The sequence below is a fragment of the Phaeobacter sp. HS011 genome, from assembly GCF_018101215.1.
Classification (GTDB): Bacteria; Pseudomonadota; Alphaproteobacteria; order Rhodobacterales; family Rhodobacteraceae; genus Phaeobacter; species Phaeobacter inhibens.
Window position 1 is genome coordinate 26,897 of record NZ_JAGEUF010000004.1, and the last position, 25,654, is coordinate 52,550.

Annotated in this window: 21 protein-coding genes; 8 read left to right on the top strand and 13 right to left on the bottom strand. The window is 59.3% G+C overall.

Annotation, left to right across the window (positions count from 1 at the left end; genetic code table 11):
• The first annotated feature begins 394 nt into the window (after positions 1-394).
• A complete protein-coding gene (locus J4721_RS08450; RefSeq protein WP_211002620.1) occupies positions 395-1,036 on the top strand; it encodes an ImmA/IrrE family metallo-endopeptidase in 642 nt (213 codons plus the stop codon).
• 279 nt (positions 1,037-1,315) lie between these two features.
• Here J4721_RS08450 and gyrB read toward each other — a convergent pair whose 3' ends face one another.
• Both gyrB and J4721_RS08460 read right to left on the bottom strand, forming a co-directional pair.
• Positions 1,316-3,733: a DNA topoisomerase (ATP-hydrolyzing) subunit B gene (gyrB, locus tag J4721_RS08455; RefSeq protein WP_014873165.1), complete on the bottom strand. Its 2,418-nt coding sequence runs from the start codon at positions 3,731-3,733 to the stop codon at positions 1,316-1,318.
• A gap of 85 nt (positions 3,734-3,818) precedes the next feature.
• Positions 3,819-4,412, bottom strand: coding sequence for an NAD(P)H-dependent oxidoreductase (locus J4721_RS08460; protein ID WP_102873398.1), 594 nt, complete (start codon positions 4,410-4,412; stop codon positions 3,819-3,821).
• A gap of 100 nt (positions 4,413-4,512) precedes the next feature.
• On the opposite strand from J4721_RS08460, the gene J4721_RS08465 reads away from it, so the two are divergent.
• On the top strand, positions 4,513-5,112 hold the full coding sequence (locus J4721_RS08465) for a TetR/AcrR family transcriptional regulator (protein ID WP_211002619.1): 600 nt from the start codon (positions 4,513-4,515) through the stop codon (positions 5,110-5,112).
• A 14-nt stretch (positions 5,113-5,126) separates the two neighbouring features.
• Here the strand turns inward: J4721_RS08465 and J4721_RS08470 are convergent, their stop codons facing one another.
• The 7 genes from J4721_RS08470 to mutM form a co-directional block, all read right to left on the bottom strand.
• Entirely contained in the window at positions 5,127-5,747 is a 621-nt protein-coding gene (locus tag J4721_RS08470) for a LysE family translocator (protein WP_211002618.1), read from the bottom strand.
• On the bottom strand, positions 5,744-6,841 hold the full coding sequence (recF, locus tag J4721_RS08475; RefSeq protein ID WP_102882822.1) for a DNA replication/repair protein RecF: 1,098 nt from the start codon (positions 6,839-6,841) through the stop codon (positions 5,744-5,746). Before recF ends, J4721_RS08470 begins: the two co-directional genes overlap by 4 nt.
• A 97-nt stretch (positions 6,842-6,938) precedes the next feature.
• Positions 6,939-8,060 (bottom strand): DNA polymerase III subunit beta, encoded by a 1,122-nt coding sequence (dnaN, locus tag J4721_RS08480; RefSeq protein WP_014873160.1) that lies wholly within the window; start codon positions 8,058-8,060, stop codon positions 6,939-6,941.
• Between the two features lie 309 nt (positions 8,061-8,369).
• Positions 8,370-9,797 carry a chromosomal replication initiator protein DnaA gene (gene dnaA / locus J4721_RS08485; protein ID WP_014873159.1) on the bottom strand — a complete coding sequence of 476 codons (1,428 nt, stop codon included), beginning with the start codon at positions 9,795-9,797 and terminating at the stop codon, positions 8,370-8,372.
• A gap of 594 nt (positions 9,798-10,391) precedes the next feature.
• On the bottom strand, positions 10,392-10,655 hold the full coding sequence (rpsT, locus tag J4721_RS08490) for a 30S ribosomal protein S20 (protein ID WP_014876530.1): 264 nt from the start codon (positions 10,653-10,655) through the stop codon (positions 10,392-10,394).
• Positions 10,656-10,942: 287 nt separating this feature from the next.
• Positions 10,943-11,719 carry an enoyl-CoA hydratase gene (locus J4721_RS08495; protein ID WP_014876529.1) on the bottom strand — a complete coding sequence of 259 codons (777 nt, stop codon included), beginning with the start codon at positions 11,717-11,719 and terminating at the stop codon, positions 10,943-10,945.
• A 64-nt stretch (positions 11,720-11,783) separates the two neighbouring features.
• On the bottom strand, positions 11,784-12,635 hold the full coding sequence (gene mutM / locus J4721_RS08500) for a bifunctional DNA-formamidopyrimidine glycosylase/DNA-(apurinic or apyrimidinic site) lyase (RefSeq protein WP_102855768.1): 852 nt from the start codon (positions 12,633-12,635) through the stop codon (positions 11,784-11,786).
• Between the two features lie 105 nt (positions 12,636-12,740).
• On the opposite strand from mutM, the gene ubiE reads away from it, so the two are divergent.
• On the top strand, positions 12,741-13,493 hold the full coding sequence (gene ubiE / locus J4721_RS08505) for a bifunctional demethylmenaquinone methyltransferase/2-methoxy-6-polyprenyl-1,4-benzoquinol methylase UbiE (protein WP_102875270.1): 753 nt from the start codon (positions 12,741-12,743) through the stop codon (positions 13,491-13,493).
• A 3-nt stretch (positions 13,494-13,496) separates the two neighbouring features.
• Entirely contained in the window at positions 13,497-15,032 is a 1,536-nt protein-coding gene (gene ubiB / locus J4721_RS08510) for a 2-polyprenylphenol 6-hydroxylase (protein WP_211002617.1), read from the top strand.
• A gap of 5 nt (positions 15,033-15,037) precedes the next feature.
• Here ubiB and J4721_RS08515 read toward each other — a convergent pair whose 3' ends face one another.
• Together J4721_RS08515 and J4721_RS08520 are read right to left on the bottom strand one after the other, a co-directional pair.
• Positions 15,038-16,432 carry a lytic murein transglycosylase gene (locus tag J4721_RS08515; RefSeq protein WP_102875268.1) on the bottom strand — a complete coding sequence of 465 codons (1,395 nt, stop codon included), beginning with the start codon at positions 16,430-16,432 and terminating at the stop codon, positions 15,038-15,040.
• Positions 16,433-16,541: 109 nt separating this feature from the next.
• Positions 16,542-17,276 (bottom strand): YafY family protein, encoded by a 735-nt coding sequence (locus tag J4721_RS08520; protein WP_211002616.1) that lies wholly within the window; start codon positions 17,274-17,276, stop codon positions 16,542-16,544.
• Between the two features lie 87 nt (positions 17,277-17,363).
• Here J4721_RS08520 and J4721_RS08525 point away from each other — a divergent pair, with 87 nt between their 5' ends.
• Positions 17,364-17,810: a DUF1801 domain-containing protein gene (locus J4721_RS08525; RefSeq protein ID WP_014876523.1), complete on the top strand. Its 447-nt coding sequence runs from the start codon at positions 17,364-17,366 to the stop codon at positions 17,808-17,810.
• Positions 17,811-17,830: 20 nt separating this feature from the next.
• Here the strand turns inward: J4721_RS08525 and rnr are convergent, their stop codons facing one another.
• Both rnr and dapE read right to left on the bottom strand, forming a co-directional pair.
• A complete protein-coding gene (gene rnr / locus J4721_RS08530) occupies positions 17,831-20,101 on the bottom strand; it encodes a ribonuclease R (RefSeq protein ID WP_211002615.1) in 2,271 nt (756 codons plus the stop codon).
• Between the two features lie 103 nt (positions 20,102-20,204).
• Positions 20,205-21,362: a succinyl-diaminopimelate desuccinylase gene (gene dapE, locus J4721_RS08535; RefSeq protein ID WP_014876521.1), complete on the bottom strand. Its 1,158-nt coding sequence runs from the start codon at positions 21,360-21,362 to the stop codon at positions 20,205-20,207.
• A 425-nt stretch (positions 21,363-21,787) separates the two neighbouring features.
• Here dapE and J4721_RS08540 point away from each other — a divergent pair, with 425 nt between their 5' ends.
• The 3 genes from J4721_RS08540 (at position 21,788) to J4721_RS08550 (ending at position 25,623) form a co-directional block, all read left to right on the top strand.
• Positions 21,788-23,365 carry a Hint domain-containing protein gene (locus tag J4721_RS08540; RefSeq protein WP_211002614.1) on the top strand — a complete coding sequence of 526 codons (1,578 nt, stop codon included), beginning with the start codon at positions 21,788-21,790 and terminating at the stop codon, positions 23,363-23,365.
• Positions 23,366-23,373: 8 nt separating this feature from the next.
• Entirely contained in the window at positions 23,374-24,492 is a 1,119-nt protein-coding gene (locus tag J4721_RS08545) for a Hint domain-containing protein (protein WP_247656007.1), read from the top strand.
• A 75-nt stretch (positions 24,493-24,567) separates the two neighbouring features.
• A complete protein-coding gene (locus J4721_RS08550; RefSeq protein WP_211002612.1) occupies positions 24,568-25,623 on the top strand; it encodes a transporter substrate-binding domain-containing protein in 1,056 nt (351 codons plus the stop codon).
• The last annotated feature ends 31 nt before the right edge of the window (positions 25,624-25,654 follow it).

Sequence of the window (25,654 nt, forward strand, 5' to 3'; positions counted from 1 at the left end):
AACCCCGCCCTCCTTCCAATGTAAACGCGGCTTGCCGCAAGTCATTGGAGCACAAAAACCTGCTCTAAACGTTTAAGGTGCGCCAAACCTGCCCGACGTGGGGTTGGCCGACAGAACTTCAGTAGATCGGCTGAGAACAATTACTGAGACGCCACCAGGCGAAGTTCTCCGCCAAGCGGAAGATCACTGCAAACGAAAATCAGGAATAGAGGGATCAGTGAGTTCGCAGTACTGAGAAACCTGCAAGAGGTGCCCCATGTTCCTGAAACCATCTGCGCCCTTCTACTATGGCTTCGAAGTGATCTTCAGTTCATTCTTACGCTGCTGCAATTGCTTGCTCGAGCGCTGCTTCGCAGATTGACGACACCTCGAGACCGGGCTTGCGGGCTACCTCTTGGCCGACGCAACGCTCGGCCGCGCGATCATCTCAATCGATAAACGCGCAAACCGTCTTCGGCAACGGTTCTCCCTGGCGCACGAAATCGGTCACTGGGAGCAACACAGAGGTCAGCTGCTGGTTTGCAGCAAGGAGGACATCGGCGGTTCTGGCGGCCGAAGGAACGGGGTTTCACGAGAAAGGGCCGCCACCCAATTCGCTGCGGAGCTCTTGATGACTGAAGTCATGCTCAAGCTGATCCTCCGGGACTACAGAAAGTTCAACATGCATGCTGTTCGACAGCTCGCCAGAACCTTCAATACCAGCAAGACCGCCATGGCCTATCGGCTCGTTGAGATGGTGAAGGGACCCTGCATTCTCGCCGCCTACAGAAAGTCTGGGTGTGTTTGGCATATTTCGTCTAAGAGCATAGGCCATCAATGGTGGCCACACCGTGTCCTTGACCCGCAGAGCAACGCTTACAGTATTCTCTTCAACGGCTTTCGGGACGATGCAACTATGTCAGACCTTGATGCAGATACCTGGTTTGATGTGCCTAGGGCTGATCGGATCGAAATCGGAGAGCAATCATTTCGAGTCCACGACGATCTTGTCATAGCGCCCCTTGTCGCAAGCAGCGAGCGAATGCTGGCCGATTGAGCTCTCTTAGACGCCAGTGGGCGAGTTCTTTGTTTTCCTCAAGCGCCGTTCCAGCTTCACGCCGAGCTTGCTTCCCATGAAGAACGGCGGGCGATATGCCAGCAGGTAGATGTCGGCTGGCTTCCCTGTAGCCACTTTTCGATTTGAACGGGCCCGCCTGCGAGGCAGTATGGCCGATGCGATGAAGACACGCCAACGCCGAGCCGCCCGTTCAAAACCAACCACCCAACCCGCAAAACTATGGAGCATCCGCAGTGCTCTGGGGACGCCCACATGCTATCAGAAATCCAGGTTCTCGACGCTCAGTGCGTTTTTCTGGATGAACTCACGGCGAGGCTCGACAACATCGCCCATCAGTTTGGTGAACAAATCATCCGCCTCGACCATGTCTTCAACACGGACCTGCAAAAGGGTACGCGCATCAGGGTCCAGCGTGGTCTCCCACAGCTGGTCGGGGTTCATCTCGCCCAGACCTTTGTAACGCTGGAGCGCCAGACCTTTTTCACCCTCTTCGAGGATGGCTTTCAACAGGCCAAGAGGGCCGTGAATCGCCTGGCTGCGGTCGCGCCGCACCAAGGTTGCGGTAGCCCCATAGGTTTCCTGTAAGCTGTTGGTAAAGCTGCCAGTTTTCCGGGCCTCTCCGGAGCGCAGCATCGGACCGTCCAAGGTGCGCAGCTCCTCCACCCCACGCAGGATCCGCGACAGGCGAATGCCGTGATCCTGAGTGATGCGCCCACGCCAACCGCGTTCATATTCCAACGCAATCAGATCCAGACGCTGCGCCACCTTATCAGCAACGCCCTGCAGATCGGCATCGACGGCGCCGGGCACAAAGGCACCCGCTACTGCGGCCTGCTCCAGAATATGGCGCGGGTAATGGGTGGGGAAGGCGTCCAGAACACGCTTGAGCTGACGCGCCTCATCAACAACACGGGCAAGATCCTGGCCGACCAGCTCCTCGCCGCTGCCCAGTTTCAGCACCGCTCCGTCAACGCCCTGGTTGATCAGATATTCATCAAGAGCGGCCTGATCCTTGAGGTAAACCTCCGATTTGCCGCGCGACACCTTATACAGGGGCGGCTGTGCGATATAGAGATACCCGCCTTCGATCAGCTCCGGCATCTGGCGATAGAAGAACGTGAGCAAGAGGGTTCGGATATGCGCGCCGTCGACGTCAGCATCAGTCATGATGACAATCTTGTGGTAGCGCAGCTTATCGATGTTGAACTCATCCCGACCAATGCCGGTGCCAAGTGCCATCACTAGGTTGCCGATTTCCTGACTGCCGAGCATCCGGTCAAACCGCGCACGCTCCACGTTCAGAATCTTACCACGCAGAGGCAGGATCGCTTGGGTCATCCGGTCGCGGCCCGTCTGGGCGGATCCGCCGGCGGAGTCCCCCTCCACCAGGAAGACTTCGGTCTTGGATGGATCTTTCTCCGAGCAGTCTTTCAGTTTGCCTGCCAGATAGTTCACATCCATCGCCGTCTTGCGGCGGGTCAGCTCGCGCGCCTTGCGGGCAGCCTCCCGCGCGAGAGCGGCTTCGATAATCTTGCCGACGATCTGCTTGGCCTGGTTTGGGTTTTCCTCAAACCATTCTGCCAGCTTTTCGTTGACCAGGCTTTCGACCACCGGTCGCACCTCGGAGGAGACCAGTTTGTCCTTGGTTTGGCTGGAGAATTTCGGATCAGGCACCTTGACCGACAATACGCAGGTCAGCCCCTCACGGGCGTCATCCCCGGTAAAGGAAACCTTCTCCTTCTTGGCGATGCCGGAAGATTGCGCATAATTGTTGATGGTACGGGTCAGCGCACCACGAAAGCCAGCAACATGGGTGCCACCATCCCGCTGCGGGATATTATTGGTAAAGGGCAGCACGGTTTCATGATAGCTGTCGTTCCACCACATCGCCACCTCAACCCCGATCTCATCCCTGTCACCGGTGATATAGATCGGCGCCTCCATCACGGGCGACTTCGACCGATCAAGATATTTGACGAATTCCTTGACGCCGCCTTCGTAGAACAGCTCCACCTCCAGCCGTTCGGCCGGGCGCTCGTCAATCAGGATAATCCGCACGCCTGAGTTCAGGAACGCCAGCTCACGCAGGCGCTTTTCCAGCGTCTCGAATAAATATTCGAGGTTGGAGAACGTATCGGTTGACGCGAGAAAGCGCACTTCGGTGCCGGTCTGATCGCCACAGTCGCCAACAACCTTCAGGTGTTCGGCCGTATCGCCACGTTCAAATCGCGCGACATGCTCCTTGCCATCACGCCAGATGCGCAGTTCCAGCCAATCTGACAGCGCATTCACAACGGACACACCCACGCCGTGCAGACCACCGGAAACCTTGTAAGAGTTGCTATCAAACTTACCGCCCGCATGCAGCTGGGTCATGATGACCTCAGCTGCTGAGACACCTTCTTCTTCATGAATTCCAACCGGAATCCCGCGTCCGTTGTCGTTCACCGAGACGCTGGAATCAGCGTGAATTTTCACGACCACCCGGTCCGCGTGACCGGCCAGGGCCTCGTCGATGCCATTGTCGACAACCTCATACACCATATGGTGCAGCCCCGACCCATCGTCGGTGTCCCCGATATACATGCCAGGGCGTTTGCGAACCGCCTCCAAGCCTTTGAGAACTTTGATGGAATCCGCGCCATATTCTGCGGGGGCCTGCTCGTTTCCGGACATTCACATCTTCCTGTCTTTGCTTCAGGATTTTATACGAAGTCTGGCCGGGAATGTCACGCGCAAGCCCCTTTTTTTCTTGGTGGAATCAGGCCGCTCTCGCCCCCAGGTCAGCAACCTTGCGCTGCCAGGAAAGGACAGTCTTCTCCGCAGCATCTGTCGCCGGTGCAAAAGACGAGAATCGCGTCGGTTTTATCCCGACAAATCCCAGGATCTGGCTGCTGATAATCCGCTTGATCGCATTGCCGTAGATCAGCCGCAGCCAGAGCGCGGGCGTGTCAGAAGTCAGCAGTACTCGTGCCGTCTTTCCGGTGAGCATCGGCGCGGGCAACCCCATGACATTGGTGGTCCGCGTGTCAAATGCGCGGCCCGGCAAGAGCGCGCGATCAAAGACACCTTTCAGCTTGGCCGGTATCGCGCCCCACCACATGGGCGTTGCCATCACAACGTGATCAGCCCACTCCAGATCGGTTAGAAAATCCGCAAGATCCGGCTCCAGCGGTTTTACGTTCTGATACCCTGCCTGCCCGTAGTCGATATCAAATTGCATGGTCGACAGATCATGGTAGCGCACCTGATGCCCCCCCGCCTCGGCTGCTGTTTGATACGTTTGGCAAAGCGACTGGGACAGCGAGCTGGGTGCTGGGTGACCATTGAGGATGATGATTTTTCGCGTGGACATGGGGACCTCCGAATCTTAAAACTGACTGAGGTCAATTTATTTAGAAAATGACCGTGGTCAATAATTAAATTGACCACGGTCACATATGTGAGAGGTCATCATGTCCCGCGCTCCTCAGCAACGTCGACTGGAAACCCGTGCCCGCCTTCTGGAAGTGGCTGCCGCGCAGATCGCCGCATCCGGCTACAGCGGTTTGAGAGTGGAAGATGTGGTTGCAGAAGCCGGCGTGGCAAAGGGCACGTTGTTTTCGCATTTTGGCGATAAAAACGGCCTTCTTGCTGCGGTGATCGGTCCCCGCATCATGGCGATTTTGGATGATACCGAGGCCTTGCCCGCACCTCAGACACTGGATGAGCTGATTGATCGACTGCTGCCCGTAGTGCAGTTCGTGGCGCAGGATCGGGTGATTTTCGATCTGTTGCTGCGCTATTCAGGCACCACAGGTACCGAAACTGATGTGGTCATCACACAGAGCTTTTTCCGCCAGATCTCTCTCTGGTCCGGTTGGGTCACACAGCTGCAGAACACCGGCACGCTGCGTCAGGATCAGCCGGCGGACGTGCTGGCCGAGGGCATTCAGGCATTCCTGAACCATATATTGGCCCTGTCATTCTGCGCTGCACATGATACCTCCGGCAGCTTCCGCGAGGATCTTCTGACGTATCTCAGCCCGTGGCTGGTACTATCGTCTGGGGCATAGGACCAGTGCAGACCTCAAACGAAGGGGATCAGACACCCAACCCCGATCAGCAAACACCCCGACACGATATTGATCCGGCGCAATGTGGCCGGGGACGTGATGTGCCAGCGCACCCGGTGGACCAGACCGGCCATGCACAGATTCCCCACCAGAGGCACCAAGAAGGACAACACCACAATAGCGAAGATATCGAGATGGGTGACAGCCGTCAGATCAAAAAAACCCGGTAGTACCCCCATGTAGAACAGAATCGCCTTCGGATTGCCCAGAATGACCGCGATACCGGCGACAAACCCGGCCCATAGTCCCGGACGGGTCAGCGCGCTATTGGCCTCAATCCGGGCATCGGCGTGACGCAGCAACATGCCACCCATGAACAGGAACATCGCGCTGGCGACCCAGCGCAGCACCTCCATCAGGCCGGCGATCTCCGATACGATCCAGGACACGCCCCCCACTGCAACCAGCGGCCAGAGGATATCGCCACAAGCCACGCCCAAGGCCAGCGGCCATGCCGCAGGAAAGCCACCCGACATCGCCCGCGCCATCACCGCAAGCCAGACTGGCCCCGGCGTCAGGAACAACACAAACAGCCCACCTGCATAAAGGGTCAGATCCCAGACAGACACGCTCATCCCGCCACCACCTCGGAACCTGTGGCCCCGTCCTCAACGGTGAACATCTGCGCCCTGCCTTCAAATTCATCGAACAGTTCGGGGCCGGTGCCCGTCATCCAGGCCTGCGCCCCCAGCGTCACAATCTCCTGGTAGAGCGCAGCTCTGCGGATCACATCCAGATGCGCCGAAACTTCGTCCAGCAGCAGAATCGGCGGCGCGCCGCCTTCTGCGATCAACGCTCGCGCATTGGCCAGGATCAGCGAAACCAATAGCGCCTTCTGTTCACCGGTGGAACAATCGCGCGCGGACACACCTTTGGCCGCATAGGTGCCCAGCAGATCTGTACGATGCGGACCCAGCAGGGTACGCCCAGCCGCCAAATCACGAAACCGGCCCTCCTCAAAGGCTTCCTGTAGATCTGCTGCAGTGTCCGGAAGCCCGCCGTCGGATTGGATCAGTTCCAGCTCAGCAGCGGGAAAGGCCGTTTCGGCAGCCTCCTGCGCCATGCGCAGGCGATCCACCGCAGCAGTGCGCGCCGCGTGGATGCGATGGCCGCTTTCAGCCATCTGCGTTTCCAGCACCCGGTACCAACCAGCATCGCGAATCTGTTCCTTCAGCAGGCGATTGCGCTCCCGCATGGCCTTCTCATAGAGCAATGTCGCTTCGGCATGACCGGGATCAAAACTCAACACGATGCGGTCGAGAAACCGCCGCCGCCCCTCGGCCGCTTCAATCCACAGTCGATCCATCGCAGGGATCAACCAGACCACGCGGCAAATCTGCCCCAGATCAATCTGGCTGGCGGCTTTGTTGTCGATCTTGACCTGCCGTGCCTTGCCCGCTTCCGACCAGGTTTCCACTTCATAGCTTTGCCGCGCGACGGTCAGCTGTCCCTTCAGCTTCCAACCAAGAGCCTCGGGGCGGCGCGCCATATCAGCAGCGCTGGCACGACGCAGACCGCGCCCTGGTGAAAACAGCGAGACCGCCTCAAGAATATTGGTCTTACCCGCACCATTGGCGCCATGGATGGCGACAGGACGCCCATCCAAATGCAAATCCGCCCGCAAATGCGAGCGGAAATGCGACAATGTCAGCGTGGTCAACGCCAGCATGAGGCGGGATCCAGTGTCATCTTTCCAAAAATACTCAAATTCCCCCGCCCGGCGGACAGCTCAACCGCCAAGAGGGGCAACCGCGCCGCCCAGCAGATCACACCCGCATGGGCATGACGACATAAACCGCGCTTTCGTCACTGCCTTCCCGCATCAGGGTTGGATCACCGGATGAATTGAACATGAACACCGCGTTTTCACGATCAACCTGATTGGCGATCTCGAGCAGATATTTTGCGTTGAAACCGATCTCCAGCCGCTCGTCACGATAAGCCACCGCCAGTTCCTCCTCAGCCGCACCGCTGTCAGGCGCGTTGACAGAAAGGATCAGCCGGTCCTCATCCAATTGCAGTTTCACCGCACGAGAGCGTTCTGAGGACACGGTTGCGACCCGGTCCACAGCGCGGGCAAATTCAGAGGCGTCCACTTCCAGACGGCGGGTATTACCCGCCGGGATGACCCGCGTGTAATCAGGGAAGGTGCCATCAATGACCTTGGAGGTCAGCGTGATATTCGGTGTCGCAAAGCGCACTTTGGTCTCCGAAACCGAAACAGCAATGTCCATCTCATCGTCATCCAACAGCTTACGCAACTCGCCGACGGTTTTGCGCGGCACGATCACACCGGGCATATCCTCGGCGCCCATCGGCAGGTTGGCATCAATTCGCGCCAGCCGGTGGCCATCGGTGGCCACACAGCGCAGCGCCTTGCCGCCTTCGACACCATCAGCGACGTGCATATAGACACCGTTCAAATAGTAGCGTGTCTCCTCGGTGGAAATGGCGAACTTCGACTTGTCGAACAACCGCTGCAGGACGGCTGCATTGGCGGTGAAGTTGGAGTGATATTCGGATGAGGCCATCACCGGGAAATCTTCACGCGGCAGGGTGGCCAGCGAGAAGTTAGAGCGACCTGCCTCAACCGTCAGACGGCCGCTGGCGGCATCTGCAGTCAGGGTAACCAGGGCACCATCCGGCAGTTTACGCACAATCTCATGCAACGTGGTGGCGGCGACGGTGGTGGCGCCAGCGCGTTCGACCTGAGCCGGGGCCTTGTCGACCACCTCGATATCCAGATCGGTGGCGCGGAACTGAACGATGTCCCCTTCGGCCTCAATCAGCACATTTGCCAGGATCGGAATGGTGTTGCGGCGTTCAACCACTGACTGGGCCTGAGCCACAGCTTTCAACAGGGTGCCGCGTTCGATGCTGATCTTCATGTCCCTAAGTCCTCTAACGTCTGGCCGGGAGAAGCAACGTAACGCTTTACCCCTTCGGCACAAGGCTTTTTATGGATTTGTCCAAGGGATTGTCCGCAGCGTCAAGGGCGGATGCCCCCTTGCCCGATTTATCCCCGGTAAACGTGGCTCTCCGGCATGGTTTGCCCGCAGCCACCCGATTTGCGTCATCCCGCGATCTCCTGCGCCCAGAGGGCAAAAGACCCCGGACTGGCCGGGGTCATGCGGGACTTTTGGGGACGCAAGCCGACGGGGCGTCAGCGCAAAATCTGCGGCAAACGCCGAAAGATGTCAGGCCTCCAGAGAGCGGCGCAGCATTTCGACATCTTCGGCGATCTGGCCGTCGATTGTCTTCAGCTCTTCGATGCGACGCACACCGTGCATCACGGTGGTGTGGTCACGCCCGCCAAAGCGGCGGCCGATTTCCGGCAGGCTCCGGCTGGTCAGTTGCTTGCACAGATACATAGCCACCTGACGCGGACGCGCATAAGACCGCAGCCGCTTGGGGCCAATGATATCTGACATACGAATGTTGTAATACTCGGACACCTTGCGCTGGATCTCTTCAACGGTGATCTTACGCTCAGACGCGCGCAGAACATCCGCCAGACAATCCTGGGTCAGTTCCATGTCGATCTCACGACCCACAAGCGATGCGAAAGCAAACAGGCGTGTCAGCGCACCTTCGAGAACGCGAACGTTGGTTGAAATGCGGTGCGCCAGGAATTCCAGCACGCCATCAGCAATCCGCAGATCCGGGTAGGTCTGCATCTGCTGTGCCACTTTGGACTGCAGGATGCCCAGACGCAGTTCATAATCCGTCGGGTGCAGATCGACCACCAGACCACATTGCAGACGTGAACGAACACGGTCTTCCAGATCCTTGATCTCCCCCGGAGCGCGGTCGGCGGAAATGATGATCTGCTTGTTCTGGTCCACCAGCGCATTGAAGGTGTGGAAGAACTCTTCCTGTGTGCTGTCCTTGCCGGCGATGAACTGCACATCGTCCACCATCAGCACATCGACCGAACGGAACAGGTGTTTGAAGTCCATCATCTTACGTTCGCGCAGCGCCTGCACGAAGCGATACATGAACTGCTCTGCCGACAGGTAGAGCACATTCAACTCCGGATTACGGGCGGTCAGTTCCCAGGCAATCGCGTGCATCAGGTGGGTTTTACCCAGACCCACGCCCCCATATAGCACCAGCGGGTTAAAGGTCACCGGACCACCCTCAGCTACACGGCGCGCGGCAGCATGCGCAAGCTCGTTGGGCTTGCCCACAACAAAGCTATCGAAGGTGAAACGCGGATCCAGCGGTGCCGCCTGCAATGTCTCGCCCTGATCCTTCGGCGCGGCAGCGTGACCTGTGGCAGTGCGGGCGCGTGGCAGATCGGTCAGCGCCTCATCATCCAGATCAAGCGGCAGGTCATCAGCAGCACCTGCGGCGTCAACAGCGGTCGGACGTGCAGCTGTATTGGCTGCGACCCTAAAGGCCAGCCGCTGTACCGGTTCACCCGACATGTTCAATTCGTGCAGGATCAGGTCAGCGAAGTTCTGGCTGACATAATTCCCCATGAAGTTTGTCGGCACGTTGAAAATGGCAACGCCATTCTCCACGCAGGTAAACTCCAGAGGTTCGATCCAAGTTGTAAAGTTATTTTGCCCCACGGTTTTCAACAAACGCTGTCTCAACCGGCCCCAGTTATCTTCCGTCATTCTGCGCCTCACGCGTCCCAATAGCATCGGCCCTTATTTGGCCTCTTGTTTCATCCCCAGCCTGGCCCAAAGCCCAGACGACGTTCACGCACAGCGGATGTGTGTACTGACCCGCAACCGGAGCAGCACTGCCTCGCAGAAGGCAAAAATTGGGATCGCTTTTACATCAACCGGCGAGCAAATTTGCGACGGTCGAATAGACGAACCAAATACATACACAATTGGAACAGGCCTGCCGTCTGGATTGATCCAGAAACACAGCAGGAGCGTGGTGCACGGAGCATTGAAATGCCTGTGTACCAGCGCAATCAGCGTCCTTGAGTCCCATCAAGGATGCCTTGAGCAGCCTGTCCCCCCAGCGAGTGAATCGCTGTAACAGTGGTAGCAATTCGGAGGGGGTCGCAGCAACGAAACTATGATGTTGACTCAGGGATTGGTCACAAAGAATCCCCTGCGCCCACCGAGGCCCCACTCGCTGTGACCAAAATGCAAAAGGCGCCGCTGAACGCGACGCCTTTCTGTTTTTTACGGCTTGTCGGGGGAGCGCTCAGCGCGGGTGCAATGGAATCAGCAGGCCCCCTGGAACGTCCCGTTTTAGCCCAGCGCTTTGACGCGGGCGGTCAGACGGGAGATTTTCCGCGATGCGGTGTTCTTGTGGTAGACGCCTTTGGTCACGCCACGCATCAGTTCGGGCTGAGCAGCGCGCACAGCTTCTGCTGCTGCTTCTTTGTCGCCGGAAGCGATAGCTTCTTCAGCTTTACGCAGGAAGGTACGGATGCGCGAACGACGGGCTTTGTTGACAGCAAAGCGTTTCTCGTTCTGACGGGCGCGCTTTTTTGCCTGAGGCGAATTTGCCATGGTGTAGGACCTAACTTTGGTTTCGTGTTTTCTATAGGCGCAATGCCAGCCGAACCCGGATCCTATCCACCGGTGTGATTCTAGCCAAGCGGGCTGCACGCGCATGTATGGCGGCGGGTAGTAACGTCAAACCCCGAGGAATGCAAGCCATGTCGGGATTGCCCGCCCTTTCCGGTCCCAGCGCGCTGCCACAGCCCCAACTGGAAACGGGCAGACGCCAGCGCCTGCCCGTTTCATATCTCGAAAAGAGGTGCCACAGATTGCGTCACCGCAGCCTGTGAATAGACTCACTTGTCGCGGAATTGAGCTTCGCGTTTTTCCAGGAAAGCGGCCATGCCCTCTTTCTGATCTTCGGTGGCAAACATCGAGTGGAATACGCGGCGTTCGAACAGCAGGCCTTCGCTCAGCGGCAACTCATAGCTGCGATTCACGGTTTCCTTCACCGCCATCGCTGTCAGCAAGGACTTCTCGGCAATTTTATGCGCCGCTGCGGTGGCTTCATCCAACAATTTCTTGGCGGGCACCACGCGAGACACCAAACCAGCGCGCTCGGCCTCTTCGGCCGTCATAAAGCGCCCGGTCAGGTTCATGTCCATGGATTTGGACTTCCCGACAAAGCGGGTCAGGCGCTGGGTACCGCCGATGCCGGCAATCACGCCAAGATTGATCTCAGGCTGGCCAAATTTGGCAGTATCTGCGGCAATGATGAAATCACAAAGCATCGCCAGCTCACATCCGCCGCCCAGCGCGTAGCCTGCCACGGCTGCAATGATCGGCTTACGGATCGCGCTGACGCGGTCATTCACACCCGCAAACAGATTGGTCGAAAACACTTCTGTAAAGCTCTTTTCCGACATCTCCTTGATATCGGCCCCTGCAGCGAAGGCCTTTTCCGACCCGGTCAGGATGATGCAGCGCACCTTGTCGCTGGCATCCGCCTCTTCCAAGGCGGTGCAAAGCTCACTCAAAAGCTCGGAATTGAGCGCGTTCAACGCTTCGGGCCGGTTCAGTTTAATTTGGCAAACGTGGTCCTGCACTTCGACGTTGATCGTCTCATAGGCCATGATAGTCGCTTTCGGTTGTTCCGTTCAGGGAAGAGTCATTATCACGCGACACATCGCATTCAAGCTATCTTTGGCATTTGCCACAGTAGAAGGAAGAGCGCCCCGATTGGGTGATCCGACCCACGGTGCCACCACAGCCCGCCCGTCGGCAGGGCTCTCCCTCACGGCCATAGACATCGAAGCTGTGCTGGAAATATCCAAGTTCTCCATCGGCTTGGCGGAAATCCTTCAGTGATGAGCCACCCGCCTTGATGGCGTCCGTCAGCACGTCCTTGATGATCGGAACCAAGGCGCCAACCCGTGACGCGGCGATCTGTCCGGCCTTGCGCTTGGGCGATATTCCCGCACGAAACAACGCCTCGCAGACATAGATATTGCCAAGGCCCGCGATGATTCCCTGATCCAGCAACGCCGATTTCACTGGAGTGTTGCGCCCGCTGAAGGCGGCGATCAGGTGCTCTTCGTGGAAGCTGTTGCCCAGCGGTTCCGGCCCGAGAACCGCCAGAAGCTTATGTTGATCAGCAGTCGCCGTCTCCAGCAGGTCCATAGCGCCAAACCGGCGCGGATCGTTGAAGGTGATGCGCGCGCCATTGTCCATATCGAACACCACATGATCGTGTTTCTGCGCCTTCGGATGGTCATGAACGAACCGGCCCAGAGGGTCACCAGAGACGGTCATGCGCCCCGACATGCCAAGATGCACCAGCAGCGTTTCGCCGCTGTCCAGATCGGCCAAGATGTACTTGGAGCGCCGCCGGAGCGCGGTGACACAACGCCCGGTCAGCCGTTCGGCCATACGTTCGGGAAAGGGCCAGCGCAGATCGGGCCGGTTAACGGCAGCCTTTTTGATTACCGCTCCCTCCATCGCGGGGGATAATCCGCGGCGCACCGTCTCGACCTCGGGCAATTCTGGCATTACATCCCTCCTGACACGTTGCATCTACATGGGGCCGAAGGGCCGCATTGTACCGCCCTCTCAGCGCCCTATAACTGGGGCGACTCATAACAAACGGCAAGCCGCATGACCCAGAGATCTCAAGATACCACCCATTTCGGGTTTGAAACCGTGCCCGAGTCGGAAAAGGCAGGGCGCGTGCAGGGCGTATTCAACTCAGTTGCGTCAAAATACGACGTGATGAATGACGTCATGAGCATGGGCATCCACCGGATCTGGAAAGACGCGATGATGGACTGGCTGTCGCCGCGGCCCGGTCAATGCCTTCTGGATGTGGCCGGTGGTACCGGCGATATCTCGTTCCGGTTCCTGAAGCGTGCTGGCTATGGCCATTCCACCGTATTGGATTTGACAGCCCCGATGCTGGAAGAGGGCCGCAAGCGGGCTGAGGCCGCACAGATGGCCGACAGTCTGGACTGGGTCACTGGTGACGCGATGGCGCTGCCGTTCAAAGACAACACCTTTGATGTCTACACCATCTCCTTTGGCATTCGGAATGTTACCCGCCCTCAGGAAGCCCTGAACGAGGCCTACCGTGTTCTGAAACCCGGAGGGCGCCTGATGGTTTTGGAATTCAGCCAGCTGCCTAACGCGGCCATGCAGAAAGCATATGACCTCTATTCCTTCAACGTGATTCCCCGCATGGGGCAGATGATTGCGAATGATTATGACAGCTATCAGTATCTAGTTGAATCAATACGTAATTTTCCGGATCAGGACACATTCCTGTCAATGGTGCGAGAGGCCGGTTTTGCCAATGCCAAATACCGCAACCTGTCGCTGGGCATTGCCGCGCTGCACTCTGGCTGGAAGATCTGAACCATGCGTGGCCCCCACAATATTATCCGCCTGATCCGCACAGGCGCCACATTCGAGCGCACGGGCGCCATGAACGTGGTGCTGGATGCCTTTGAGGCGCCCAAACCCCTGCGCATTCTGGCCCGCACTCTTGGCTGGCCATTCAAATGGCTGGGGTACAAGGGCGATCCGACAATGCCACCGGCCACCCGCGCGCTGACCGCGCTGGGGCCTGCCTACATCAAATTTGGGCAGGTTCTGTCCACCCGGCCCGATGTGGTTGGCGATGATCTCGCGGTGCAGTTGCGGGTGCTACAGGACAAACTGCCCCCATTTTCCCGCGCCGAGGCGATGGCACAGGTCGAACAGGAACTCGGACAGTCGGTTGATCAGATCTATTCTGAGTTCAGCGAACCCATTGCCGCCGCGTCTATTGCGCAGGTGCATCGCGCACGGCTGAGGGACACCGACCAAGAGGTTGCCGTAAAAGTGCTGCGCCCCGGCATTGAACGCGCCTTCCGCAAGGATGTGGATGCCTTCTATTTCGCAGCACGGATTGCCGATCTCTTTGCCCCTGGCGCGCGGCGGCTTAAGCCGATGGATGTGATCAAGCATTTCGACGGCGTTGTGCAGGGCGAACTGGACCTGCGATTGGAAAGCGCCGCTGCATCCGAATTTGCCGCCAATACCAAGGATGACGAGGGTTTTCAGCTGCCCCAAATCCTGTGGAATCACTCCGCCCGTCGCGTGATGACACTCGGCTGGGCCGACGGGCTGCCACTCGGCGACAATGCTGCATTGGATGCGGCCGGCCATGACCGCACCGTTTTGGCTGAACGGGTACTGTCGCTGTTTTTGCGCCATGCCCTGCGTGATGGCTATTTCCATGCCGATATGCATCAGGGCAACCTGAAGGTCGCGGCCAACGGTGATATCATCGCCTATGATTTCGGCATCATGGGGCATATCGACGAATACACTCGCCGGGTCTACGCCGAGATTCTCTTTGGCTTTATCAAACGAGATTACAAGCGCGTCGCCGAGGTGCATTTCGAGGCAGGCTATGTGCCTGCCGACCGCGATGTCGATGAATTTGCCCGTGCATTGCGCGCTGTTGGGGAACCGATCTTTGGCATGGATGCCACCCATATCTCTATGGGGCGACTGCTGAACTACCTGTTTGAAGTGACCGAGCGTTTTGGCATGGAAACCCGGACCGAACTGATCCTGCTGCAACGCACCATGGTTGTTGTCGAAGGCGTGGCCCGGTCACTGGATCCGCATATCAACATCTGGAACTCAGCTCACCCAGTGGTGGAAGATTACATCAAGAAATCCATCGGTCCTCGGGCGGTCGTCAATGATTTGATGAGCACGGCCAAGGTGATGGCCCGATTTGGTCCCCGCCTGCCCGCGCTTGTGGAACAGGCGTTGATCGCCCAGACTCATGAAACCGGTGACCGCAGCCGCCGGTCCGGCAAGACGGGCTGGGTGCTGCCCGCTCTCTGCGGTTTGGGGTTGGGTCTGGCCATTGCTTTTGCCGCAGCCGCCTTTAGCTAGCCCCATCAGCGCAGGCGGTTGAGCACCGAGAGTGACGGGTAGCCGTCCGGGGTCAGCCCCATGGCCAGCTGATAAGCGCGCAGGGCGGCACGGGTCTTCGGTCCAATCCGCCCGTCCGCTCCGCCGGTACCATAGCCCGCTCCGGTCAGCCGCTGCTGCAGCTCGCGCCGTTCCTTATACGTCAGGGGACGGCTGTCCCGCGGCCAGCTGGCGCGGATCGGTCCCGTGCCACGCAACCGGTCGCTCAGATGCCCCACACCAATCACATAGGCATCCGCCGCATTATACCGCTCAATCACGGCGAAGTTTCTATAGACGATGAAGGCAACCCCCTGCGCACCGGCAGGCAGCAGCAGTGCGCCCTTTCCGTGATCTGGCAGGGATCCGCCATCGGCGCTGGTCACCCCCAGCTGCCGCCAGGCCTGTGCAGATTTGATGATTTTGCGATCCGCCAGCGCATAGTCGAACCCTGTTGGCAGGCGCACCTCCAGCCCCCAGGGTTGGTCTTTCACCCAGCCGAAACGTTTCAGATAGGCGGCGGTTGACGCGAGCGCATCAGCAGGATCATCGGACCAGATATCGCGTTTGCCATCCCCGGTGAAGTCCACCGCATAGGCCAAGTAGGAAGTCGGCATGAATTGCGTGTGCCCCATTGCCCCGGCCCAGCTGCCGGTCATGGCCTCCGGCGTCACATCACCCGCCTGAAGGATCTGCAAGGCGGCAATCAGCTGGCTTTCGAAAAACGCACCGCGCCGCCCGTCAAAGGCCAGTGTCGCCAGCGATCGAATGATATCGCGCTCCCCCCGGAAGGTACCGTAGTTGCTCTCCATGCCCCAGACGGCAGCAACAACCTCTCTGTCGACGCCATATTTGGCTTCGATGCGGGCCAATGTTTGCGCGTGGTCGCGCAGGGCAGCCTTCCCGTTCTGAATGCGCGCGTCGGACACCGCACGCTCAAGATAAGTCCAGATCGGGGTTACGAACTCCGATTGATTGCCATCACGCTGCACGATCTTCGGATCGAATTCCACACCAGAGAGCGCCCGGTCCAGAGTGGCCTGCGACAGACCTTCGGCCCGTGCGCGCGGGCGGAACGCTGCGATCCAGCCCTCAAAGGCGCGTTGCTTGGCTGGGGAGACGCTGGGCTCCGCAGGTGCAGGAGCCTGTTGCTCCGGGCGTATCCGCGGCCGCAACGGGGTAGCTGCCACGCCCGATGGCGCCACCGGGCGGGCCGTTGGGCGCAAGGACACCTGCGGCGGTTGGGATGCCGCAATCTCCACAAGCGGTCCATCGGCTGTGGGCATGGGGCTGGCCGCAACGCGGGCATCGGTCATAGCCAGGGCCGCAAGCATCGCTGCTGTCAGGGCTATGTGCCTCCGGGCGCCAAGATCGTACTGCATCTTACACCTCATTTTTTTCTGCTCTGTCTCAGTCTATCCGCATCCCTGCCTCACTCAAAGCAGCGGCGTGCCGGTGTGCGGAGGCTTGCCGACTTATCAGAAGGCGGCGCTACCTCTCTGGAGCGTCTGACCCCGCGTCGGCCTGCGGCGCACAACCTGCAAGGTCGGCGCGCATCTGTGCCAGGGCATCCCGCAGCATCCGCACCCGGTGGGGACGAAAGCTGACATCTGTGGCCTCAAACCCTGCAATCCGGTCAACGCGAAATACCCGCACGTCGTCTCGCAGCCCGCACCAGGCAATCAGCACTGTGGAGCGATCAAAATAGACCAGGCCGAGCGGCTTGACCTGGCGTTGGGTGACGGCGCCTTTTGCATCGCAATAATCCAGCCGTACCTCGACCTCATCCCATGTCGCGCGACGCAGGTCTGCCAAGGCAATCCCCGGCGGCTGTGGACGCTGAAGCCGATAGGCAGACAACACCGCATGTCGCAACCGATGAGCCTGACGATTCGGCAGGCGCGCCTGCAGCTTGCGCAAGGCCTCGGCGGCAGCATCGGCCAGTTCGGGATCGCCAATCTGCTGCACCTCGCGCAGGCCAAGAACCAGCGCCTCCAGCTCAGTGTCGCGAAAGCCCATGGGTGGCAGCGCATTGTCTTCGATCAAGGTGAAACCATAGCCTGCCTCGCCGTCGATAATCGCGCCCATCTCGCGCAGGGTAGCGATATCACGGTGAACACTTCGGGCAGAAATACCAAGATCCTGCGCCAATCTAGCGGCGGTGTCGGGACCGGCCCCCTGACGCAGCAGCTGCATAACCTGAAAAAGACGATGAGATCGGGACATGGTTCATCATCTCTACCTCTGATGACAGTTTCTGTCATTAGTAACCACTAGAACAGGGTAACTCATCTTCCAAGGAGCCAGACTGACATGACCCGCCCCTTTGCCAGTGCTGAAATATCCGCCGTTTTTGATCAGGCGCCGCCGGGCACACAGGAAGGCCTGTTGCGATTGCGCGAGCTGATCTTTGATGTGGCTGAAAGCGATCCTGATGTCGGGCCGGTCACGGAGACCCTGAAATGGGGACAGCCGTCTTATGTGGCCGCGCGCGCCGGGCTGGGCACCCCGCTGCGTCTGGGCCGGTCCAATCAGGCGCGATTTGCGTTGCTGGTTCACTGCCAGAGCCGAGTGATCGACAATTTTGCCAATCGTTTTCCAGCCTGGGACAGATTCGACGGGACCCGTGGCGTCCTGTTCAACCGTGTCGAGGAGGTGGAGCCCCTTCGCCACGGCTGGCTGATCCGTCACGCATTGACCTATCACAAATCCAAGGCTGCCACGGACCGGGCCCGCAGGGACCCGGACCGATTCAACTAGGACCGCGAAGCGCAGCCAGGTCAGCTGCGGCGCTTGCGTTCCACCTTGCGCTTGATCTTGCTGCGCTTCGCCTTCGCCTTGGCGGATTTGCGTTTCACGGATCGACCCGCCGGGCTGCGTCGCCCGCCACCGCCGCCCGCTGGCATCGGTTTGTCATCGATCGACAGAAGCTCCAGCTCCAGTCCTCCGGTCACCGGAGTGGCCTGTGCCAACCGCACCTTCACCCGCTGACCGATGGCGATGATCAGACCGGTATCGGCGCCCATCAGGGTCCCAGCCTCGGCGTCAAAATGGAAAAACTCCCGCCCGATAGAACGCACAGGCACCAGACCATCGGCCCCGGTTTCATCCAGTTTCACAAAGGCGCCAAAGCGGGCAATGCCGCTGATACGACCCTCGAATTCATTGCCGACCCGTTCCGCCAGATAGGCGGCAAGATAGCGATCTGTGGTGTCCCGTTCTGCCATCATAGACCGGCGCTCGGTCTCCGAGATATGGGTCGCGGTCTGTTCCAGCCGTTCGATCTCGGCGGTGTCCAGCCCGTCATCGCCCCAACCATGAGCGGTGATCAGGGCGCGGTGGACGATCAGATCGGCATAACGGCGGATGGGCGACGTGAAATGTGCATAATTGCGCAAGGCCAGACCGAAATGGCCGAAGTTCTCCGGACCATAATAAGCCTGCTGCATGGATCGCAGAGTCGAGATATTGATCAGTTCCGCATCATCGGTCCCGGCTGCCCCGTGCAGCAGCGCATTCAGGTGGCGAGTCTGCAAGACCTGCCCCTTGGCCAACGCAAGCCCCGCCGCACGGGCGGTCTCACGCAGCGCTTCCAGCTTCTCTGGGGATGGTTCCTCATGCACGCGGAACAACAGCGGCGTGCGTTTCTTGATCAGGGTTTCCGCCGCTGCCACATTGGCCAGCACCATGAATTCTTCAATCAGCTTATGAGCGTCCAGACGGTCGCGGAAATTCACCGATGCGACAGTACCTTTCTCATCCAAAACGATTTTGCGTTCCGGCAGGTCCAGATCCAGAGGCTGGCGCTCTGCCCGGGCTTTGACCAGCGCAGCGTAGGCGGCGTAAAGCGGCTTGATAACAGGCTCCAGGAAAGGACCTGTGCGATCAGTTGGCGCGCCATCCATCGCCTCTTGCACTTCAGCGTAATGCAGGGATGCCGCCGACCGCATCAAGCCCCGCACAAAGCGATGGGCGATTTTGTTGCCGTCTGCATCAATCTGCATCCGCACTGCAACGCAGGCCCGCGGCACCCCTTCGTGCAGGCTGCAAAGATCGCCTGACAACCTGTCCGGCAGCATGGGCACAACCCGATCCGGGAAATAACTGGAATTGCCACGTTTGCGCGCCTCGCGGTCCAGCACCGAGCCCGGCTGCACATAGGCAGCAACATCGGCAATCGCGACCCAGATGACATGGCCGCCGGGGTTCTTGGGATCATCATCGGCATGGGCATAGCAGGCGTCGTCATGATCCCGCGCATCCGCAGGGTCGATGGTGATCAACGGCAGATCCCGCAGATCCTCGCGTCCCTTCAGGCCCATGGGTTTAGCGGCATCCGCCTCGGCGATGACATCGTCCGGGAAGTGATCGGGGATACCATGCTGATGAATCGCAATCAGCGACACGGCCTTGGGCGCTGACGGATCACCAAGACGGTCGACAACGCGGGCGCGCGGCAGTCCGAGACGCGATTTCGGTCCGGCCTGTTCCGCCTCCACCAGTTCGCCGTCGCGCGCGCCATGCGTGGCGTTTTCCGCAACGGCCCACTCCGTGGAGGCTGATTTGTCGATGGGCACGATACGCCCGCCCTCATCACCTTTGCGGAAGATGCCGATCACCCGGCGCGGATTGGTGCCGATGCGGCGGATCAACCGCGCCTCGTAGTGATAATCGGCATCCTGAACCACGGTCAGGCGGGCCAGTATGCGGTCCCCCTCACCCAGCGCGGGGTCTGATGCGCGCGGCATCACCAGTACAATTGGCTCGACGCCTTCCCCGTGCCATTCCAGTGGCCGCGCAAAGAGATCACCATCTCCATCCGGTGCTTTGATCTGCAGCACGCTGACCGGGGGCAAGCGTTCAGGGTCGCGATAGGTTTTCTTACGCTTTTCCAGATGGCCTTCGGCCTCAAGCTCTTTGAGGATCCGTTTCAGATCGATTCTGTCTGAGCCTTTGATGCCGAATGCTTTGGCAATGTCACGTTTTGAGGTATGGGTCGGATGGGCTGCGATCCAGTCGAGGATCTCGGCCTTGGAAGGAATACGGGTCATATTTCTGAGCTACCACGCCCAGCCCCCAAGGTCATCGTGAAAAGCGCGCCGCAGACGTCATTGCCCGGGCGCGCGCTGTTCAGGTACCACTTTTGATATTCGGTCAGTTTTGGTCGAAATAATCGCGCAGGATGCGGCCATAAATCGATTTGAGCTGGTGGATCTGGGCAATTTCCACCCGTTCATCGACCTGATGCATCGTTTTTCCGACCAAACCTACTTCAACCACCGGGCAGTGGTTTTTGACAAACCGCGCATCCGAGGTCCCGCCAGTGGTGGACAGCTGAGGTTTGCGACCGGTCTCGGTCTCGACTGCGGCGCTGACAAGATCCGACAGCGGCCCTGGCGGCGTGATGAAACTCTCGCCGGAGACTTTGATTTCCACCGCGATATCAACACCAAAATCCTTTGCCGCACGCGCCGCTTCTGCGCGCAGCCAATCGCTGAGCTCCGCGCCGGTATGGGCATCGTTAAAACGGATATTGACCGTGGAGCGCGTCTGCGCGGGAATGACATTGGTAGCCGGGTTGCCGGTATCGATAGTCACCACCGCAAGGGTGGAGGCATCAAAATGCTCCGTGCCCTGATCCAACTCGTGGCTGGCAAGGCGGTCCATCAGGCGCACCATAGCATTCAGCGGGTTCTTGGCGCGGTGAGGATAGGCCGAATGACCTTGCACGCCGGTGACCGTGAACCAGGCGGACAGCGACCCGCGACGCCCGATCTTGATCATCTCACCCATCTCATCGGGGCAGGTCGGCTCTCCCACCAGACAGACAGCCATTTGTTCGCCCTCGCGGTCCATGTGGTCCAGCAACGCGGTCGTGCCATCGATGGCATCACCTTCTTCGTCTCCGGTGATGGTCAGGAGAATGGCCCCATCGGGCGGTGTGGTCTGCACCAGATCAATAGCCGCAGCCACAAAGGCGGCGACGCCCGATTTCATGTCAGTCGCCCCACGTCCATAGAGAAAACCGTCTTTCTCCTCGGCACCAAAAGGGTCAACGGTCCAGGCATTCGTGTCACCTACCGGCACCACATCGGTATGACCATTGAAGCCCATGGTGCGCGGGTGCCCCTTGTCACCCCAGCGGGCAATCAGATTGCTGACCTCGCCACGATCCACACGGGTACAGGTAAAGCCAGCCGCACTCAGCACCTTGTCCAGAAGGACCAGCGCACCGCCCTCCTCCGGTGTGACAGAGGCACAGCGGATCAGATCGGCGGTCAACTGTTGCGGGTCGAGTGGCGAATGCGTCATTTGGATCCTCCGGATATGGGCCGCGAGTCTCTGGCCCTGGTCTGCGACCTCTGGCTACCCCGGTTCAGGCCATGGTGCAAACCTCCACGCCCTACGAAAGCCGATGCCACAAGCCCACCGCGCGACTACCTCAGCCCCGGCAACCGGTTTGTGGCGTAAATGCCGCGCAGACCTGCGTTATTCCGCCGTACCGTCCGAGCGGGCCGGACAAACCGCCGGTGAAAATGTTAATGAAACCTTAATTACGACTCGAGGCAGAGCATCAGATGCTGTGAAACCACCGTAACAACGGGGCCACAGAGCAGACCGGACAGCGCGTTATCTCATCTTTATTGGAGGGGAGCGGGACGCAATCGGCAACCGCCGCAGCGGAGCCACGTACCGGAACCATGCGGTGCCTCATCGTGCAAAGGTGAGACAGAGCCATGGTTGCAGCATCCGAGCTGACATACAACATCAACGCGACTGCGGAGCAGATGGCCGAGACCATCTTTGGCGATAGTGTGCAGGTGGTAGACGCCAGCTACACCGGCGATACCCGTGCCTCGGCGATTTATTCCGACGGCGATACAATCGCACCCGGCGCGACGCCCTCCGATACCGGCATCATCCTCTCCACAGGCCAGGCCAGCGCCTATACCAACTCGACCGGTGAGGCCAATCAGTCCAACAATCAGACCACCGCCAGCGACGGTCCCAACGATGATCCCGCCTTCAACGCGGCCGCGGGCACACGGACGTTCGACGCCTCTTATCTGGATGTCACGTTTGTGCCCGATGGATCGGTCATGACGATGCAGTTCGTCTTTGCCTCTGAGGAGTACCCTGAATACCAGGACTCAGTATTTCAGGATTTCGTCGGCGTTTGGGTAAATGGCCAGATGGTGAACCTGGAGATCGGCAATGGCGACGCGGATCCGGGCAATGTGAACTCCGGCAATAATTCCAACATCTACCTCGACAACGCCAACGACGACTACAATACTGAGATGGACGGTCTGACCGTCACCATGACGTTGACCATGCAGGTCGATCCCGGTGTGGAAAACACCATCCGGATCGGCATCGCCGATGTGTCGGACGGCAGCTATGACAGCAACTTGCTGATCGCCGCAGACTCCGCGCAGACCGATGTGATCGCAGAAACCGATACCGTCCGCGTTGACGCCAACGGATCGCGGGTGGTCAATGTACTGGCCAATGATACCAACAACTCGGCAACAGCACTGACCATCACGCATATCAACGGCACCGCCGTTGTTGCAGGGGATGTGATTACACTGGGCACCGGCCAGCAGGTCCAGCTCAACGCAAATGGCACCTTGACCCTGATCGGTGACGGCGATGTGGAAGACTTCGCCTTCACCTATACGGCCAGCAATGGCACCAACAGCGATGTCGGCTATGTGGAGGCAACAAGCATCCCCTGTTTCGTGGCCGGCAGCCGCCTGCTGACCGACAGGGGGCTGGTCTCTGTCGAAACTCTGCAACCCGGTGATCTTGTCATGACCCGTGACGATGGCTTGCAACCCCTGCGCTGGATCGGCTCGCGGCGTGTCCAGGCGCAGGGCCGTTTTGCGCCGATTCGAATCAGGGCTGGCGCGCTTGGCAATCATAACGACCTCTGGGTGTCGCCACAGCACCGCGTATTGCTGAGCAACGGGATGGCGGAAATGCTGTTTGGCGCGCATGAGGTGCTGGTCGCGGCCAAAGATCTGATCAATGATCATTCGATCACACGCAAGCCTGGCGGTGAGGTCACCTATGTCCATGTGCTGTTCGATGATCACCAGCTTGTCACCAGCGAGGGATTGGTGACCGAGAGCTTCCTGCCCGGTCCGCAAACCAGTCGGCAGTTCGACCATGACGTCCTGAACGAACTGCAAGCGCTGTTCCCGGACCTCGACCCCTGCACCGGCGAGGGTTACGGCCCGGCAGTCCGCCCCAGCCTGCGCAGCTATGAAGCCCGCCTACTCTCAGCCACGCTTGACACGCTGATCTGATGGGCTGGATGGCGGCACGTAGCATCGATCGGAATGATACCGCACTGGCGGTGCCCCAGAACATCTGCGGCCCCGCCCGCCCAGACAACGCCCTGATGACAAGGGGCAGCCTATGTCTGGATTTGTCCCTGGATGAGGCCCGCCCAAGCGGTGATTTGCTCCTGCTGGAGCGGACAATAGAGGATTCGGAGGGCTGGCCGCTTTTACTGCGCCTTCGGCGACATCTGGGCCGCGGCATCACGCTGACGCTTTGCCAGTCGGGCTGTGAACTGGAGCACCGTATTGTTGCCGATACCACCCAAAGCACCGAAAGCGATGCGGCGCGGCTGATCTATTCCTGGGACAGCCTGTTGCGGTGGGGGCGGTTGGCCCTGATGACCGGCTCGGGCGGAAACATCGCGACCGTGGATATTTCATCGCCCCCACCATTGCGGGCGCAGGATGCAAAAACACTTCTGTCGGTGCTGCCAACCACAGCGGAGGCCTGCGGGCTGCGGGCAGTTTCGCTGAACTCCGACATTGTACCGTTAACGCCGCTTGCCGGGCTGATACCGCAGACAAAGATTGCCACACCAGATGGAGAGAAATCGCTGGGACTGCTGCGGCGCGGAGATCTGGTGCTGACGCCAGAGGGCGATGCCGTGCCTGTTCTGTATCGTCTCGACCGCCGTGCCCCAGCCATTGGTCACGATGCTCCCATGCGTCTGCGGGCGCCATTTTTTGGGCTGACAGGGGATCTCCTGCTGGCGCCACAACAGCGGCTGGTAATCTCCGGCACGGATGTGGATTACCTCTTTGGTCGCCCGGATGTTCGCCTGACGGCAGAGATGCTTCAGGGGACTGCGGTAGCCGCACCAGCGAAGGGTGAGCTGTACAGCAGACCTAGCGGACCTTGTCCGCTGATTGAACTGACTCAGCTAATATTGCCACGTCATCAGCGCTTCATTGCGGCGGGCACGGCCGTCGAAAGCCTGTATCTGGGTCGCCTGCGCCGCAAGCGCGGCGCCTATGAGGCCAGCGCGCTGGCCCATCTGGATCGCAATATGATCCCCGAACATGCTGTGGACCCGGCCCCCCTGCTGCGCAGCTTTGATGCCGCAGTTCTGGCAGAACGGCGCATCGCCTGACCGCGACACTTGCCTGAGGCTTTGGGACATTCTAAGGACAAAACGAATGATGTCTCATGGGGTTCTATCGTTCCGTTGCGCCGTTTTTTTGCTCCTTTTGTTCTGATCTACCTGTTGTGGGGGCTCGCGGCGACTGCCGAAACCCTGACCGTCAGCACCGTAACGCGACCTCCATTTTCGATGATGGAAGGGGACCGTGAAACCGGGTTCTCTATTGATCTGGTGCGTAGCCTGACCGACCGGTTGGGTTGGGATTATCAGCTCGTCCGCACCGATACCTTTGGCGAAATGCTGGAAATGGTGCGCACTGGCGAGGTGGATATGGCGGCAGCCAATATCTCCATCACCGCAGCGCGCGAAACCGATATGGATTTCAGTCACCCAATTTTCGAAAGCGGTCTGCGGATCATGGTGGCGGCGGCTGACGTACGTGCCCCGTCACTGATCCGGGTGCTGTTCTCCGCCGATCTGATGATTGCCATCGCCATTGCGGTCGTCTTGCTGATGGGCGGTGGCATGCTGATGTGGGGGCTGGAGCGGCGCGCACAGCCCTATTTCGACCGGCCCCTAAAAGAGGCCTGGTTCCCGTCATTCTGGTGGGCCCTGAACCTGGTCGTCAACGGCGGGTTTGAGGAGCGGGTACCACGCACGCCGATTGGGCGGATCTTTGGCGTGATTCTCGTTGTTTCCTCACTATTCGTGGTGTCCCTCTTCGTGGCTAAGATCACCGCCGTCATGACGGTTGAGGCGATCAGCGGGTCTATCAATTCTGTCAACGATCTCTACGACAAGGACGTCGGCACCCTCGCGGAGTCCACAGCCGCGCGCTTCCTTGAGCGGCGCGACATCAGCTATCGCGGGTTCTCGGATCTGGCCTCACTGCTGCACGATTTCGAAACCGGCAACACACGGGTCGTGGTGTTCGATGCACCCGTGCTGGATCACTATATGGAAGACAACGGTCGCCTGCATGGACGTGCGGTCGGCCAGGTGTTTCTGCGCGAGGACTATGGCCTGTTGTTGCCGGACAGCTCACCGCATCTGGAAGAGATCAACCGCGCCCTGCTGGCCCTGCGCGAAAACGGGGAATATGGCGACATTTATCGCAAGTGGTTCGGCAAGGCGCCCTGACCAAATCTGACCAAGGTGGTCTGGTCCACGA